This is a genomic window from Streptomyces globisporus C-1027, from assembly GCF_000261345.2.
Taxonomy (GTDB): domain Bacteria; phylum Actinomycetota; class Actinomycetes; order Streptomycetales; family Streptomycetaceae; genus Streptomyces; species Streptomyces pakalii.
In genome coordinates this window covers 6,172,809-6,187,520 of sequence record NZ_CP013738.1, presented here as the reverse complement: position 1 = coordinate 6,187,520, position 14,712 = coordinate 6,172,809, and the positions used below count along the sequence as shown (strand labels likewise).

General features: G+C 69.0%; 14 protein-coding genes. 5 read left to right on the top strand and 9 right to left on the bottom strand.

All coding sequences use genetic code 11. The annotated features are described in order from the left end of the window. Genes pgsB through WQO_RS27290 form a run of 3 tightly spaced genes read left to right on the top strand, consistent with a single transcriptional unit; the run spans position 1 to position 3,262 of the window. Positions 1-1,671: a poly-gamma-glutamate synthase PgsB gene (pgsB, locus tag WQO_RS27300; protein ID WP_058954119.1), complete on the top strand. Its 1,671-nt coding sequence runs from the start codon at positions 1-3 to the stop codon at positions 1,669-1,671. Continuing rightward, complete coding sequence (locus WQO_RS27295; protein WP_006128197.1) at positions 1,668-2,150, top strand: poly-gamma-glutamate biosynthesis protein PgsC/CapC; 483 nt, start codon at positions 1,668-1,670, stop codon at positions 2,148-2,150. Before pgsB ends, WQO_RS27295 begins: the two co-directional genes overlap by 4 nt. Positions 2,151-2,182: 32 nt before the next feature. Further along, on the top strand, positions 2,183-3,262 hold the full coding sequence (locus WQO_RS27290; RefSeq protein WP_010059574.1) for a C40 family peptidase: 1,080 nt from the start codon (positions 2,183-2,185) through the stop codon (positions 3,260-3,262). A 159-nt stretch (positions 3,263-3,421) separates the two neighbouring features. Here WQO_RS27290 and aztD read toward each other — a convergent pair whose 3' ends face one another. From aztD to aztB, 4 genes are all read right to left on the bottom strand, one after another. Then, the gene (gene aztD / locus WQO_RS27285) at positions 3,422-4,630 is read right to left on the bottom strand and encodes a zinc metallochaperone AztD (RefSeq protein ID WP_010059576.1); all 1,209 of its coding nucleotides are present in this window, start codon (positions 4,628-4,630) and stop codon (positions 3,422-3,424) included. A gap of 103 nt (positions 4,631-4,733) precedes the next feature. Next, the gene (gene aztC / locus WQO_RS27280; RefSeq protein ID WP_010059578.1) at positions 4,734-5,693 is read right to left on the bottom strand and encodes a zinc ABC transporter substrate-binding protein AztC; all 960 of its coding nucleotides are present in this window, start codon (positions 5,691-5,693) and stop codon (positions 4,734-4,736) included. Then, entirely contained in the window at positions 5,690-6,922 is a 1,233-nt protein-coding gene (locus WQO_RS27275) for a hypothetical protein (RefSeq protein WP_010059579.1), read from the bottom strand. The genes aztC and WQO_RS27275 overlap by 4 nt, the downstream gene beginning before the upstream one ends. Positions 6,923-6,933: 11 nt before the next feature. Further along, the gene (aztB, locus tag WQO_RS27270) at positions 6,934-7,830 is read right to left on the bottom strand and encodes a zinc ABC transporter permease AztB (protein WP_010059580.1); all 897 of its coding nucleotides are present in this window, start codon (positions 7,828-7,830) and stop codon (positions 6,934-6,936) included. Between the two features lie 14 nt (positions 7,831-7,844). On the opposite strand from aztB, the gene aztA reads away from it, so the two are divergent. Together aztA and WQO_RS35370 are read left to right on the top strand one after the other, a co-directional pair. Continuing rightward, the gene (gene aztA / locus WQO_RS27265) at positions 7,845-8,588 is read left to right on the top strand and encodes a zinc ABC transporter ATP-binding protein AztA (protein WP_079055601.1); all 744 of its coding nucleotides are present in this window, start codon (positions 7,845-7,847) and stop codon (positions 8,586-8,588) included. Positions 8,589-9,127: 539 nt separating this feature from the next. After that, complete coding sequence (locus tag WQO_RS35370) at positions 9,128-9,340, top strand: hypothetical protein (RefSeq protein ID WP_193407235.1); 213 nt, start codon at positions 9,128-9,130, stop codon at positions 9,338-9,340. Between the two features lie 393 nt (positions 9,341-9,733). Here WQO_RS35370 and WQO_RS27260 read toward each other — a convergent pair whose 3' ends face one another. The 5 genes from WQO_RS27260 to WQO_RS27240 all read right to left on the bottom strand — a co-directional run bounded on the left by WQO_RS27260 (position 9,734) and on the right by WQO_RS27240 (position 14,276). Next, a complete protein-coding gene (locus WQO_RS27260) occupies positions 9,734-10,177 on the bottom strand; it encodes a PIN domain-containing protein (RefSeq protein ID WP_010059582.1) in 444 nt (147 codons plus the stop codon). Continuing rightward, positions 10,174-10,434: a ribbon-helix-helix domain-containing protein gene (locus tag WQO_RS27255; RefSeq protein ID WP_029182195.1), complete on the bottom strand. Its 261-nt coding sequence runs from the start codon at positions 10,432-10,434 to the stop codon at positions 10,174-10,176. Before WQO_RS27255 ends, WQO_RS27260 begins: the two co-directional genes overlap by 4 nt. Before the next feature lie 328 nt (positions 10,435-10,762). Continuing rightward, positions 10,763-12,949 carry a protein kinase family protein gene (locus tag WQO_RS27250; RefSeq protein WP_010059586.1) on the bottom strand — a complete coding sequence of 729 codons (2,187 nt, stop codon included), beginning with the start codon at positions 12,947-12,949 and terminating at the stop codon, positions 10,763-10,765. Next, positions 12,946-13,773 carry a hypothetical protein gene (locus tag WQO_RS27245; RefSeq protein ID WP_237274170.1) on the bottom strand — a complete coding sequence of 276 codons (828 nt, stop codon included), beginning with the start codon at positions 13,771-13,773 and terminating at the stop codon, positions 12,946-12,948. Before WQO_RS27245 ends, WQO_RS27250 begins: the two co-directional genes overlap by 4 nt. Positions 13,774-13,790: 17 nt before the next feature. Then, positions 13,791-14,276 carry a vWA domain-containing protein gene (locus tag WQO_RS27240; RefSeq protein ID WP_010059589.1) on the bottom strand — a complete coding sequence of 162 codons (486 nt, stop codon included), beginning with the start codon at positions 14,274-14,276 and terminating at the stop codon, positions 13,791-13,793. Positions 14,277-14,712: the final 436 nt, after the last annotated feature.

The window sequence follows — 14,712 nt, the reverse complement described above, 5'->3', positions numbered from 1 at the left end:
GTGCTCTACCTCTACTTCGTCCTGCTCACCGGCAGCGTGTTCCTGCTCGTCGCGGGCATCGTGGAGCAGCGTCGGCACTACGCCTCGCTGCACACGATCCCCTCGCGGGTGCTCGTCAACGGCATCCGCGGCAAGTCCTCCATCACCCGGCTCTGCGCGGGCGCGCTGCGGGGCGGTGACCTGATCACCGTCGCCAAGACGACCGGGACGGCCGCCCGCTTCATCCACCCGGACGCCACCGAGGAGCCGGTCTACCGCAAGTTCGGCATCGCCAACGTGGTGGAGCAGATCGGCATCGTCCGCCGGGCCGCCACCTACCGGCCGGACGCGCTCGTCATCGAGTGCATGGCCGTGATGCCGGCACTCCAGGAGGTCAACCAGAGCAAGCTGATCCGCTCGACGATCGGCGTGCTCTGCAACGTACGCGAGGACCACCTCGCCGAGATGGGGCCCACCCTCGACGACGTGGCCCGCTCGCTGTGCCGCTCGATGCCTGAGGACGGCATCTGCGTCACCGCCGAGAAGGAACGTTTCCACATCCTCCAGGAGGAGGCGGACGCCCGGAACTGCCGGCTGGTGTACGCCGATCCGGAGACCGTCAGCGACGAGGAGCTGCGCGGCTTCAGCTGGTTCACCTTCAAGGAGAACGTGGCGATCGCCCTGGTCGTCGCCGACCTGCTCGGCGTGGAGCGCGAGGTCGCCCTCCAGGGGATGTACGACGCTCCGCCGGACCCGGGTGTGCTCTCCGTGGAGCGCTATGTGGCCCCCGACGGCAACCGGCTCGCCTTCGCCAACGTCTTCGCGGCCAACGACCCCGAGTCGACGCTGATGAACATCAACCAGCTCCTCGACCTCGGCGCCATCCGCCGCCCGCTGAACGTGGTGATCAACTGCCGCCCCGACCGCGTGGAGCGCAACGGGCAGATGGGCGAGATCATCCCCGACCTCGAGCCCGACAACGTCTTCGTCATCGGGCACCCCGCCAAGAGCGCGATCGACGCCATCCCCGCCGAGTGGCAGGACCGGGCGGTCGACCTGGGCGGCGAGAAGCGGGCCGCCGAGGAGTTCATGCCGGCGATGCTCGGCCGGATGTCCGACGGCGCGTCCCTGGTGGCCATCGGCAACATCCACGGCCAGGGCGAGGAGCTGCTGGAGTACCTCGCCGAGCTCCCCGCCGACGAGAGCGAGGCGGACGAGGAGGCTCCGGCCCCCGTCGCCGCGAACCCGGCGCAGGCGTCCCGCCTGGACCCGTTCGCCTCGTACCACCCGGCGTACGAGGAGCGCTACCAGGCTTCGCAGACGCAGGAGATCCCGGTGGTCCGCATCCCGGTGCAGCCGACGGATTCCTCCCGGCAGCAGCCCGGACACCACGAGCAGTACACCGGGCACGAGCCGTACGCACAGCGCGAGTCGCACGCCCAACAGGAGCCGTACGCACAGCGCGAGCGGCACGCCCAACAGGAGCCGTACGCACAGCGCGAGCGGCACGCCCAACAGGAGCGGCCCGCCGAGCGTGAGCCGTACGCCCAGCAGGGCCAGGACCGGGACCAGACCCAGGACCAGCGCTTCGAGTTCTTCGCCGGCGCGCCGCGGAAGCAGCCGTACGAGCCCGCCCCGCACATCTGGCCGCCCCACGACGAGCCGCACGACGACGCCCGGAGTTCCCGTTGACCACCGCCGCACTGACCCCCGAGATGGCCGCCCTGGGTATCGCCATTGGGCTGTTCTTCTCGCTGCTGTGCTACCTCACCACCAACCTTTCGCCCGGCGGGATGATCACCCCGGGCTGGCTCGCGCTGACGCTGATCGAGGACGTCCAGCGCGCGGCCATGGTGCTGGGCGTCACGGCGCTCACCTATGCCGGCACGAAGGTCATGCAGCGGCTGGTGATCCTGTATGGCAAGAGGCTGTTCGCCTCGGTCGTGCTGCTCGGCGTGCTGCTCCAGAGCACGGTGATGATCCTGCTGTCGCTGGAGTTCCCGCTGCTGTACGGCAACCAGACCCTCGGCTTCATCGTGCCCGGCCTGATCGCCTACCAGCTGGTGCGCCAGCCGAAGGGTCCGACCCTGCTGGCCACCGGCACGGTCTCGCTCATGGCCTACATCGTCGTCGCCGCCGGGCTGCTGCTCGGCATCATGCCGGCTGTCTGACCGGCCGCCCACGAACAACCGAGGAGTAACCGATGGCAGGGAAGAAGAAGTCACGGCCCGTCGTCTCGGGACTGGTGGTGCTGGCGCTCGTCGCGACCTCCGGCTACCTCACCCTGGAACTGCGCAAGCAGGAGGCGCCCGGGGTGACCGAGGTCCGCAACGTCGGCGTCCTGGACGGCGGCAAGGCCTCCGGCTCGGCCGACGACGACAAGGGCGAGGCCACCTGGTCCCGGCTGGAGAACCCGGCGCGCTCCGTGCTGCGCGGCTCCGACGGCCAGATCAAGGCGGTGTTCACCGACGGGGCGCGCCTGGCCACGCTCACCGGCCCGGCCCGCACCTTCACCGAGCCGGCCTCCACCTCGTCCAAGGTCTCCACCACGGACTGGGTGCGTCTGATGCCCGAGCCGTGGAAGAAGGGCGCCGAAAAGGAGAAGTGGTTCACCGACTGGCACGCCGAGTACGCGGACAGCAAGGAGGACGACGTCTTCGCCACCGCCTTCCAGTACGTGGCCGGCGCCCCGCAGAAGAAGGACGACCAGGGCGTCGCCTACGCCGGTGACGCCAACTTCGGGCCGCTGAACACCACCCGCGCGGAGGGCGGCGACCTGCGCCTGGAGCAGTCCGACTTCTACGACTACCTCGGCCTGCCCTACCCCTTCCGCGACGGGCAGACCGGCACCCCGGAGTCCATGCGCGCCAGGTCCCTGGACTGCTCGGGGTTCGTCCGGATGGTGCTCGGCTACCGCACCCGTTACCCGCTGATGTCCTCGGACGCCTCGGGCGACGGACTGCCGCGCACCGCCAACGGCATGGCCCGCTCCGACGAGGGCGCCGACGTGCTCCCGCTGACCGGTGTGGGCCCCGACGACCGGCCGTCCGCCATCGACCAGCTTCAGCCCGGCGACCTGGTCTTCTTCAAGCTGGACGCCCGCACGAAGGAGCGGCTCGACCACGTCGGCATCGTGCTCGGCTACGACACCGAGGGCCACCTGATCTTCGTCTCCAGCCGCGAGGAGATCAACGGCCCGACCATCGGCGACGTCGGCGGGGTCTCCCGGCTGGACGGCAACGGCTACTACGCCAAGACCCTGCGCAGCGCGAAGCGGCTGTGACCTGGCGGCGCCCCGCCGCGACTGTCCTTCCACAGAACGGCGCGGCGCTACGGGAGTTCCTGATCCCGTAGCGCCGCGCCGTTCAGCGCTCCTGGAGACAGAGCTTCTGGAGACAGAGCTTCCCTGGACAGGGGCGGAGTGCTGCTGGGCGCGGACCGGTCAGTGACCGTCCACCGTCCCGGACAGTTCGTTGGTGGCCTTCGGCAGCGTCACGGACGTGCCCTTCTTCCCCGACTCCAGGTCGAAGGAGTGCAGTTGGCGCTTGCCCGGTTCGGAGACGTACGCCGTGTGGTCCCGGACGAACAGGGTGGGCCTGGGCTGCTGCCAGTCCAGGGGCTCGGTCCAGTCGCCGACCGCTTCGATCTTCTTCTCCACCTTCCCGGTCTCCGGGTCGATGACGTGGAGGATGCCGTTGGTGCCGAGCACGAGGGCTTCGCCGTGCGGGCCGCGGGCGAGCGAGCGGAAGGAGTAGCTGGTGCCGAGGTCGACCAGCTTCATCTTCGCCGTACGGGTGTCGATCAGGGATATCCGGGTGGGGCGTTCCAGTTCGGCGTCGGGGTCGGTCTTGTAGTCGCCGAGGAGGATCGGGGAGACGTCGCTCCCGGCCTGATTACCGGTACGGGCGTAGTCGCCGGGGGCGTCGACCTTGGTGAACTCGCCGTCCTTGTAGAGCAGGACGCCGTCCTCGCAGCCGAAGCCGACCACCTCGCCCTGGGCGGCTGCCTCGCCGTGGACTCCCGGGCAGTTCTCGGCGCGCGCGATCTCCTTGTCGTTCTTGTCCAGGACGAGGGCTCCGGTGCGCTTCTCCTCGGTGCCGAGGGTGGTGACGAGTTCTCCGCCGGCCAGTTCGATGGCGACACCGTGATGGGCGTCGGCGGACGTGTAGCTGCGTCCCTCGGGCCGCTTGCCGCCGGCCAGGTCGGCCGGGTCGAAGACGTTCACCTCGCCGGTGCCGTCGGTGAACAGGACCGTCCTGCCGCCGTGCCGGACGACATGGCCGGGCTTCGCACCCTTGAACTCGGCGTCCGTGAAGGTCTGCCGGGCCGCGTCGTACACCCGGAAGCCGCTGTCGGTGGAGACGACGACGTGGTTCTTGTCGCCCGCCGGGTTGACCCGGTTGAAGCCGGGCAGCTCGACGGTCTTCGCGAGCTTCAGGGTCTCGCCGTCGAGGACGTACAGTCCCCCGTCGTACGAGGCGACCAGCGGGTTCTCAACCGTGGCGGCCTTGCCGTTCTTCGCCTGCTCCGCCTGCTTCGGCTCGGCCTCGGACGCTGTGTCACCGCTGCCTCCACAGGCGGCCAGCACCAGGGAAGCCGTCAGAGCGAGGGTGGTGCCCGTGAGCATGCGGGCGCGTATCGAGCTGTTCATTTTCATGGTGTGGATGTCCTCTCCGGCCCTGCGGGCACGGGATGGTGGGGCAGGTGGGGTGGGGTGGCCGGCCGTCGGTGGGCCGGCCCTCGGGGGAAGCCGGTCAGTCGCCGGTGAGACCTTCGGTCATGGCCGAGGTGTTGGCGCGCATCATTTCCAGATAGGTGCCGGCGCCCCCGCCCTTCTCGGTCAGCGACTCGGAGTACAGCGGGACGACGTTCACGTCACCGCCCATCTCCCGGCGCAGGACGTCGGCGAGCCGGGTGGGCTGGGAGGAGTCGGCGAAGACGGTGCGCACCCTGGCCTTCTCCATGGCCCGGGTGAGGGAGCGCAGGTCGGAGGAGCTGGGCGAGGCGAGCGTCGTACCGCTGGGGATGACCGCGCCGATCACGCGGAAGCCGAAGCGGTCGGCGAGGTAGCCGAAGACATGGTGGTTGGTGACGAGGGCGCGGCGGCCTTCGGGAATGGCCGCGAAGGACTTCTCCATCCAGCTGGAGAGGGCGGCGAGTTGCCCGTCGTAGCGTTCGGCGTTGTCCCGTACGGCCTTCTCGTCCACGCCGTCCACGTGCTCGATGATCCGGTCGGCGATCAGCCCGGCCACCTTGCGTACGCGATCGGGGTCGGTCCAGAAGTGCGGGTCCGGAGCTCCGGCCCCGTCGCCGGGACCGCCCTCCTCGTCGGCGTGGAAGGTCAGGGGGTCGGCCGCCTCACCCGCGGCGAAGGTGGCCACTCCCGATTGCCGGGCGGCCTCCACGTGCCGCGTCACGTTCTCCTCCAGGCCGAGGCCGTTGTGGACGACCAGGTCCGCGTTCTCCAGCTCGGCGGCCTGCACGGCCGACAGCCCGAAGGAGTGGGGGTCGGCGTTGGGCTTCATGAGGACGCTGACCTCCGCCTGGTCTCCGACGATCTCCCGGGTGATGTCGCCGAGGATGTTGGTCGTCACGACGATCCGGGGCCGGTCGTCGCCCGGGCCGCAGCCGGTCGCCGTACCGGCGACGACGAGGAAGGCGACCAGGGTCAGCAGCAGGGCACGCAGCCGCGCCGCCCTCACGCGTACGCTCATCGGCCGGTCTCCACCATCAGGGAGGGCCGGACGTCCAGGTCGAAGGTGCGGGCGACCCGGAGGTCGTCGTTGTAGTCGATCTCGTACACGCGCTTGCCTTCAGGGTCGTTGAGGTAGGCGCGGCTCCGGTCGACCTCGATCACCGGTGTCCCGGTGCGGCCGGCGGCGGTGCGGGGGACGTCCTTCAGCAGACGCGCGGTGGCGGTGGTCTCCTCGCCGGTGGATATGTCGTAGCCGTGCAGGGCTCCGTCGCTCTCCAGGACGACGAGTGGAGCGCCCTCGCCCGCGGTGTTGGCGGCTACCACGGGCCCGGTCTCCACGCGTTTCCAGGCCCGCTCGGTGATGTCGAGGACCCAGACGGCGTTCCTGCCCGCGTGCGCCGTGAGTGTGGTGCTGCCCGGGCGGTGCCGGAACTCCGCGGCCCGCTCCGTGTCCGGCACGTCCTCGCCGTACGGGATCTTCTCGGCGGTGAAGGTGCCGTCGTCCTGGCGGACGAGCAGAGCGCCGTCGGCGCAGCCGAGGACGACGCCCCGCCGGGTGACCGCGTCGCCCTTCGGGTCCTCGCACGCGGACTCCAAAGCGGCGACGCGCTTGCCGGACCGGTCGAGGACCACGGCCTGGGCGTCGCCGTCGCGCGTGAGGGTGACCAGGTGTTCGGCGTACGGCACGACGGGTCCGCCGTAGGTGCCCGGGAGTCGGTCCGGAGTACCGAGGGTGCCCTTCTCCAGCTCCGCGCGGTGGTACGCCCTCGCCTTCCCGTCGGCCGCCGTCACGACGGTGACGCCTTTGTCGCTGCGGATGCTCGTGCCGGCGCCGCCTTGGAGCTCGCCCACCTCCTTGATCTTCGCGCGGTAGTAGTGCACGTGGTCTCCGTGGTCGACCATCCACGCGCCGCTGTCGAGGACCTGGGTGCTGTCCGCGCCGTGGAAGAAGCCGAAGCGGCCGTCCGTGGTGAGGGCGGTGACACCGGCTCTGCGCGCGGTGTCGTGGGTTCTGCCGGTGATCAGGTCCAGCACGCGGGTGTCGCCCGAGTCGGCGTCACCGAGGAGGAGCCGGGACTGCTGCTCGGCGGCTTCGGCGGCGCCTTCGACGTAACCGTGGGGAACGGTCGGCGTATCAGTGCTGTCGGACGGGGACTTGGCGTCGTCCTGCCCCGCGCAGCCCGCGGTCAGCAGGACCACGGACAGGAGTGCGGACGCCAGGGGCGCGCCATGCGTTCGGACGGACAAGGGGGATCGCCTCAGGTTTCGTTCGGTCGGGTCGTGGGGGCGTTCGCGGTGAACGCGACGGCATGGGCGGGGTCGCCGGTGCGGCGTGTACGACGTCGACGGCGGAGCCCGGACGCCAGGTGGGACAGGAAGAAGAGGCTGACCGCGAGGGCCGAGACGGTCGCGCCGGCCGCTGTGCGCAGATGCCAGGAGAGCAGCAGGCCGCCGAAGGTGGCAGCCGCACCGAGGACCGCGGCAAGGGCCATGACCGCGTGGACGCTTCGCGCCCAGGGCAGGGCCGCCGCGGGCGGGGCGATGAGCAGGCCGAGGACGAGCAGCGTGCCCACGATGTGGAAGGAGGCGACGATGGCCAGGGCCAGCAGGCCGAGCAGCACGGCGTGTGCGAGTCGGGGGCGCAGGCCGAGGGTCCGGGCCTTGCGCTCGTCGAACGCGAGGGCCAGGAAGGCGCGGTGGCCGAGCACGGAGACGGCCAGCGCCAGCAGGAACGCCACCCCGAGGAGGACCAGATCGCTCTCGCGCACGGCGAGTACGTCGCCGAAGAGGAAGCCGGTGAGGTCCACGGCGAACGACTGCGAGCGCGACACGATGATGACGCCCAGGGACAGCATCCCGACGAAGAGCAGGCCGATGCCGGTGTCCTGGGACAGCCGTGGGGTGCGGCTGAGGGCGGTGACGCCGACGGTCATGACGGCGGCGCTCGCCACCGCTCCCACCAGGAGGTTGCCGCCGAACAACGCGGCGACGGCGACGCCCGGCAGGAGTCCGTGGGACATGGCGTCACCGAGGAAGGCCATCCCCCTCAGCACCACCCACGTCCCGGCCAGGGCGCATATCGCCGACACCAGGACCCCGGCCCACAGGGCACGCTGCACAAAGGCCGCCTCGAAGGGGGCCGTCAACCACTCCATGCGATGACACTACAATGACAATCATGTTCAATAACAAGGGGGCGGCTTCGCCCGGCGACGAACGACGGAGAGAGCGCGTCCGTTTCCACGAGCTGAACGCGGGCTATCCCGGCCGCCAGGTACTCCACCAACTCACTGCGTTCATACCGGCGTTGGCGATGACCGCGCTGGTCGGACCGAACGGCAGCGGCAAGTCCACGCTGCTCGGCGTGCTCGCCGGAGTGATCGATGCCACATCAGGACGGCTCCGGTACGCGGAGGGCAGCCCACCGGCATTCGTCCCGCAGCGCGGCGCCGTCGGCGACGCACTCCCCCTCACCGCACGACAGACCGTCGAGATGGGCCGCTGGGGAGAGCGGGGCCTCTGGCGACGGCTGTCCCGGAAGGACCGGACCGTGGTCGACTCCGCCATGGAACGCCTGGGCGTCGCCGAACTCGCCGGCCGCCAGCTCGGCGAGCTTTCCGGCGGGCAACGCCAACGCGTACTGATCGCCCAGGGCCTGGCCCAGCAGTCCGACCTGCTGCTCCTGGACGAGCCGACGACCGGACTCGACCCCGAGGCCCGGAACCGGATCACGGCCCTGCTGACGGACCTGGTCGCCGACGGCACGACCGTCGTCCAGGCCACCCACGACCTGGAGGCCGCCCGCTCGGCCGACGCCTGCCTGCTCCTGGCCGACGGACGGCTGACCGGCCAGGGCCCGCCCGAGGAAGTGCTCACGGCGACGGCTCTGTCCCGCGTCTGGCAGCCGGGGTGAGGGCGGGGGGGCCTCCAAGGGCGGGGGCCCCCGAGGGCGGGAACACCGCACCGGATCCGGGACAGGGGCCCGTTGATCACGGCGCGGCGGTGGTTCCGGTGGTTCGACCGACGTGTACGGGACCTCTCCTCTCACCACGCGCGGGGAGGGTCTGCGAGGGCCGCTGGACACAGCATTCCGGAGTACACCCAAGTTCGAGGTCGCCGTCGCTCGTTCACGCTGCTTCGGCATCCCGGCCTGCAGGAATTCAAGAACTCGAAGGTCTGGCTGAAGATCGATTCGAACGGCGACCACGACCTGAACCTCGCCGCCAACGAGTACATGGCGAACGGGCATACTTTGGACAAGCAACTCGGCAGGACGGACGAGCAGCCGGCGCGGCGCCTCCGTGACCAGCAGTCGGGCAGCCCGACAACGGCAACACAGTCGTCACGCAGACCAGCAAGCCCAGGAGGCAGCTCAGCACGGAAGAACGCCTTACGCCTAGCCCATGCCGCACACGCCTATCGTGTCCAGCACCTCGGAAAACAGACAGACGCATGGCAGAAGCCAAGCGCCTGACCGAATTCGTCACAGCAGTACGCGACCACAGCGCATCCCTGCCACCCGGGCAGGGAAAGACCGAGATCGAGGAGTGGCTCGCGTTCACAAACGCCCACCTTCAGCAACTCACCAAAGCCGCCTCGGCGCCGAAGCTACCCCCTCCGCCGCACCCCAGCGCGCAGATCTTGAGCCGTACCTCGCCACCGTGAAGCCGTCCGCGAACCGGGCTCACCCTCGGCCCCAAAGTCAGCAGGACCAGAGACCCACAGACCACACCTGACGGATCGCCACCTGGGCACAGAAACGCCTGATGCTCCATCAGTTCATGCGTCAAGCGTGCGTCACGCGCGTCGAACATGCGTCGAGATATCGCCCGTAACGCACACTCGCTAAAACAGCAGGTCAGCGGCCCTTCTCAGCAGGCTCCAGAATCGCCACGCACTCCACATGATGCGTCATCGGAAAGGTGTCGGCCCGGACGGGATCCAGAAACCCCAGGTCAGAAGCGCTTTTCTGGCTCGCATCCCTTCTTGAGGACGCCCTGAGCGTCAAATGAGCGTCACGGCCGACGAAGACGACGCCTCAGGCGTAGGCCGCCAGCTTCACAGAGGAAGATCGTCCGGGAGCACCCGGAACGCCTTGTGGCGGCCGAGCGGGCGCACCGCACGGAAATCGCGGCGGTCGAGAGTGAGAACGGCATCGGTGTCGTAATCGGCTGCTAGGGCCACATTCACAGCGTCGGCCAGATCGAGGTCGAGGCCCCGGTAACGGGCACGCACGGACTGGGCGACTCCCAGGTGGTCCTCTGTGATCTCAGGGAGAGCGATGCGACCGCGCCGCATCCAGGTCCGGATGTCGTCGACCGCGCTGAGCGCAGCCTCACGGCCGAGTTCACGGGTGGCTACGTGATCGATCTCCGCAAGCAGCAGGGGTGACATCACCAGCAGGCCGGCGGCCATGATCGCTTCATTGGACGCTTGATGCTCGGGGTGGTTGGAGTCGAGGGCCGCGAGGAGCCCGGAGGTGTCCGCGATGACGATGATCACGCGCCAGTACCGGCCTCGGTCTCGCGGCGTACGGCGTCGGCCACAGTGTCGCGCACCTCGCTCTTGCCGAGGGTGCGACCGGCACCCTCGAAAGTACGGGAGAAGAGAGGCTCGCCCCAGACACGGTTCGCCATGGCCGCGAGGTGGATGCCCTGCCGGATGATCTCTGCCTCGCTTATGCCGCGCCGCTTGGCGGCCTCCTTGATGATGGCGAGGTCCTCTGGGTCCGCATAGACGTTGGTCCGCTTCATAGACATGTACCAAGGATAGCGTATGTACCAGACTGATGTATAAGCGTGAGCGAACCCAGATCCGGCCAATCCCGCACCCCCGACGCCGCTGCTCACGGCAACGGAGTCCACGCGCTACACCGGCGGCCGCCCACCAGCTCCAACTGAAACGCCGAGGCTAAGCCCCTCCTCCACGAGAAAGGCTTCCGATGGAGCCCGCCCCCTCCGGACATCACTGTGCGCTCCTCCACGGTCTGAGCCACTGCGATCCCATTTCCGTAGCGATGCGCGCCTTCGACCGTATCGAGCACGAGGTCGACCGTGGATGCGACATCGCGCATTCCAGGGGCTCGGTTCAGCGACCGGTGTAGGGGAATCGCAGGTATCGCGTGAGGGACAGCCTGCGCCGGTGTGCCTCAGCAGTCTCCACAGCGGAGGTCAGCGCCGCATGGCGCGCACTGACCTGCTGGAGCGTAACCGCGCGCCGACTGAACTCCTGCCGCTGTCTGCGGGCCCGCTCGCCGGCCAGGGTGTTCTCCCGGGTGAGCCGCGCCTGGCCGTCCTCCAGCTCCTTCTGTGCCTTCGTCCGTGAGGCTTCAGCTGCCGCGTCCACGGAGCGGAGTTCAGCGGTGAGGCGACTGCGCCGGACCTCGATGCCCTGGTCGATCGAGTGCCGTTCTTGTGCGGTGAGCGCGGTGGGCTGACCGGCTTCGGCAGCGGCGACCAGTTGTCTGCGCCAGGCATCGAGCGCGATGGCCTTGGTCTCACCGATGCCCTGGACGTCGATACGGCGGCCGTTGCTGAGCACCAGTTGGGCACCGACACTATTGTTGTGCGCATTGTGCACGGTTCGGCATCCGGTGAAGTCGGCTGCGGTACGGACTCCTGCTGCCGCAAGTCGCGCGGCCAGCTTCGGTCCGATGCCGTATGGCGGATTCTGGGCGATCAGCTGTCGTCCGAGACGGTCCCTCACGTAGGCGGACTGCCGGGCGGCAAGCGCCGTTCGTAATTCTTTCCCTCGCTCCGCTGAAAGCCCGGCGATCTTTTTGTCCAACTCCTGCCGCTTACGGATCCTGCGCTTCTCGATCTGCTGGAGCTCGCCGTGGTAGCTCGCGGTGAGCTTGCTCTGTTCTCGTGGGTGGTCCGCGGTGCGCTTCGTCTCTGCGGCGTCGAGCTTCGCCCGGTCCTTGCGTAGCTTCCGCTCGGCCTTGGCCGGGTCGTCGAGCTGGTCCAATTCTGCTGTGAGCCCGGAGAGAACGGCCCGTTTCTGAGCCCGTTCAATGCGGCGAGCCCGCCCGAACACCGAAAACGCGGCGGCGGCGAGCACCGGGACTGCCGGACCGAAAGGGACTGTCGAGAGGCCCACAACAAGGGCCAGTACGGTCACTGCCAGCATCAGGGGCCAGACAACGGCTACCACGACATCCAGCAGCGTCCTGACCTGGAATCTGTCCGGTGAGACGACCGAGGGCGCGGGCTGCGGGGGCGACACCGTAGAGGTGACGTGTCCCGCCATCCAGCCGGGCAGACCGCCCGTACCTGCGGCGGCGGCTCCGCTGTGAACAGCATTGTCCGTGATGACCGTTGCGGCTTGGCGCTGCCTGGGCACGGCCAGGGTGAGCGGCGGCAGCATGTCCAGGGGCTGGCAGGCTAGAGTCCGCACCTGGTCGGCGAGTCCGCTCACCATGCGGTCGGGATGAGTGAGCAGTGTCTGCAGTCGTGCGGACCCGGCCGGGCTCGTGAAATCGTCCTCGGTGAGCAGGAGAAACTCGCCGCTGGGCTCGTGCAACCGGGACCACAGGGCCGGTTCGGAGGCGATCGCCTTCAACGAGAGGAAGATGACCCAAGCCGAGAACCGGTCAATGTCCACTCCGAAGTCGTCGTTCCCTCGTAGGGGCGACTGATAGTTCCGGTGCCCTCGCTCGGTCCCGCCCAGGCCAGCCAGTGCCGGGACGTACATGCCGTCGTAGTCGACCAGCCGCAAAGTGTCGTCACTCGCCACGAGCAGGTTGCCGTGCTGCAGATCACCATGGGCAATCTGGTGGTTCGCCAGGTCCCGGGTCAGTTCCTCGAACCGGTCGGCCAGGCGATCGACGGCGATCCGGTCCGCGTGGTTGTCGTCGAGCCAGGAGGACAGGGTGACGGCCTCGGCCCACTCCATCTTGAGGACCGGGTAGCGTTCCCGCCCGACGCTAATGGCGTCGGGAAGGTACTCGAAGCCGAGGTTCCACGGCTGGGAGAGCTCCGCCGGATCGAGCAGGGCGAGTCGGGTGCTGATGGCCTCGTACCGGCGTTCCTGGTCCGGGACGTGACGGGTGAAGCATTTGACCGCGTACCGGCGGCCCGATGAGGGCGAGGTCAGGGAAAAGACGCTGGCGAAGGCGCCGGAGATGGGGCGCGGCAGGCCGAGTCCGGTCAACTCGGGCCGGGCGCCCCTGAGTTCCGGATGGTGGAAGCACAGCTGGGTGTGCTGCAGGGCTTCCGCGTACTCGGCGCCGCTGGGAAACCGGCGCTGCGAACCGGCGGCCGGGCCCGTGTTCACCGTCCCTCGAAATCGATCCGTACGAGTGCCACATCGTCGTTGCGCAACTGCCGGCTGTCCCGTAACCCGTTCAGCCAGTTGTTGAAATCGTCCAGGTCATCGGGCCCGGCGTACTCCAGGAGCTGGCCGACGGCGTCGGCCTGGTCCGGAGCCGACATGAGCCAAGCGGCCAGGGCATCCGTCATCAGAAGCAGGCGGTCCCCCGGGCAACAGTTCCCTCCGGTGAATCTCGTGCGGTCGGCAAGTAGCGCGGCGTCACGGTTGCGGCTGCCGAAGAGATCGGGAGTGGTGCCGAATTCCTCGACGGCCGACACCGGGAACGTCTGTATCAGCTGGTTGTCGCGCAGGTGGAACAAGCAGCTGTCCCCCAGCGCAGCGGCACGCCACCGCCAGGACGGTGCCGCTTCGCCGTCGTGGGCTCCGCTCTCCGGGTCGACGCGCACCGTGAGCAGCGTCGCGTAGGCACCCTCCGCGAGCTTGGTGTGCTCGTACCACTTCAGTGGACGCTCTTCTGCCTGGCGAGCCAGTGTGTAGTCGGCCAGCCAGGGATCCCACCGGGCCACCACGGCCGCTGCGAACTGCTCGAAGGCGGTTCCGCCCGCGAGCGCGTCCGGCAACACCATCGCGTGCTCGGCCGCGGCACGGGACAGCAGCCTGGCCCAGTCCTTGGCCAGTGCGCTTTCCGTGGCTCCGTCGCAGACACCTGCCGCGAATGGCTCCTGCAGCATGTGATCGTGCGGATACCCGGGAAGCACGGCCACGGCGTCCTCACATTCCGCTGCCGTGCTTCCCTTCTTGGGGGCCACCAGGTGCGTGACGTACACGCAGGAAGTGGAGGTCGTCACCGCAGTTCGGTGGCCCGGGTGCCGATGTCGAGGAACTGGACGACCGTGGTGATGTCGGCGTTGTAGACGAAACCGCGAGTTGTCTCGCTGACCCGCTGCCCCTGCGAGGCCGCGTACGAGCGCATGTGGCTCGGCAGCGGGCTGGACATGCTGAACAGGGTCCGGGCATAACTGTCCGGAAGGGTGTCCGCCAAGTCGGGGAACGCGGTCGGTGTACCGCCTGCGGCGGAGACATGCAGGTTGAACAGCAGCGCTGCTCCGTCCGCTGTGGCGTGGGAGGTGACGGCCTCAGCGGCCGCGGTGGGGTCGCCGTCGGTCGACTCGCCGTCCGTCAGGTTGATGACGATGGGCGGGAATCCGGCCGGATACCGCTCGGTCCAGCCGGCGACGAGCCCCTCCGCGTACTGCAACGCACGGTTCATCGGGGTCCCGCCGTGGGCGACCGGATCCATCCACAGAGGGCAGTTGACGACGGTCTCCACCAGTCCTCCGGCACCGTCGGGAATGCGGCTCGAATGGGGGATGTGAACTCCGATCCTGGCAGCGTGAGTTCCGCTTCCGCCCCAGGTCTCTTCGCCTCTCCTTGGGGCATCGCTGCCACCTCTGCCACGCCCGCCGGGCCTCGGCCGGTGAGGCCCGCGAGAACTCCTCCTGCGCAAAGCCCGACCTCGCTGCATCCTCGACGCCAGCCACCAGATGTGCAGCGGTCCGGGAGATCCATTCCGCATGGGCGAGTTCAAGCCTGGGGGCCAACTGCTTCTCCCGGGCGGCGACGGCCAGCAGGTCATCGACTGCGCCGCAGTCGTCGTAGGCGGACGGAAGCGCGGGTAGCGCCTCCTCGCCGAGTCTGCGGACCTCCGGCGCCGAGAGCCTGCCTCCTATGCGCGCGGCGCCTCGGCCGTGTCACGGCCGCCGAGG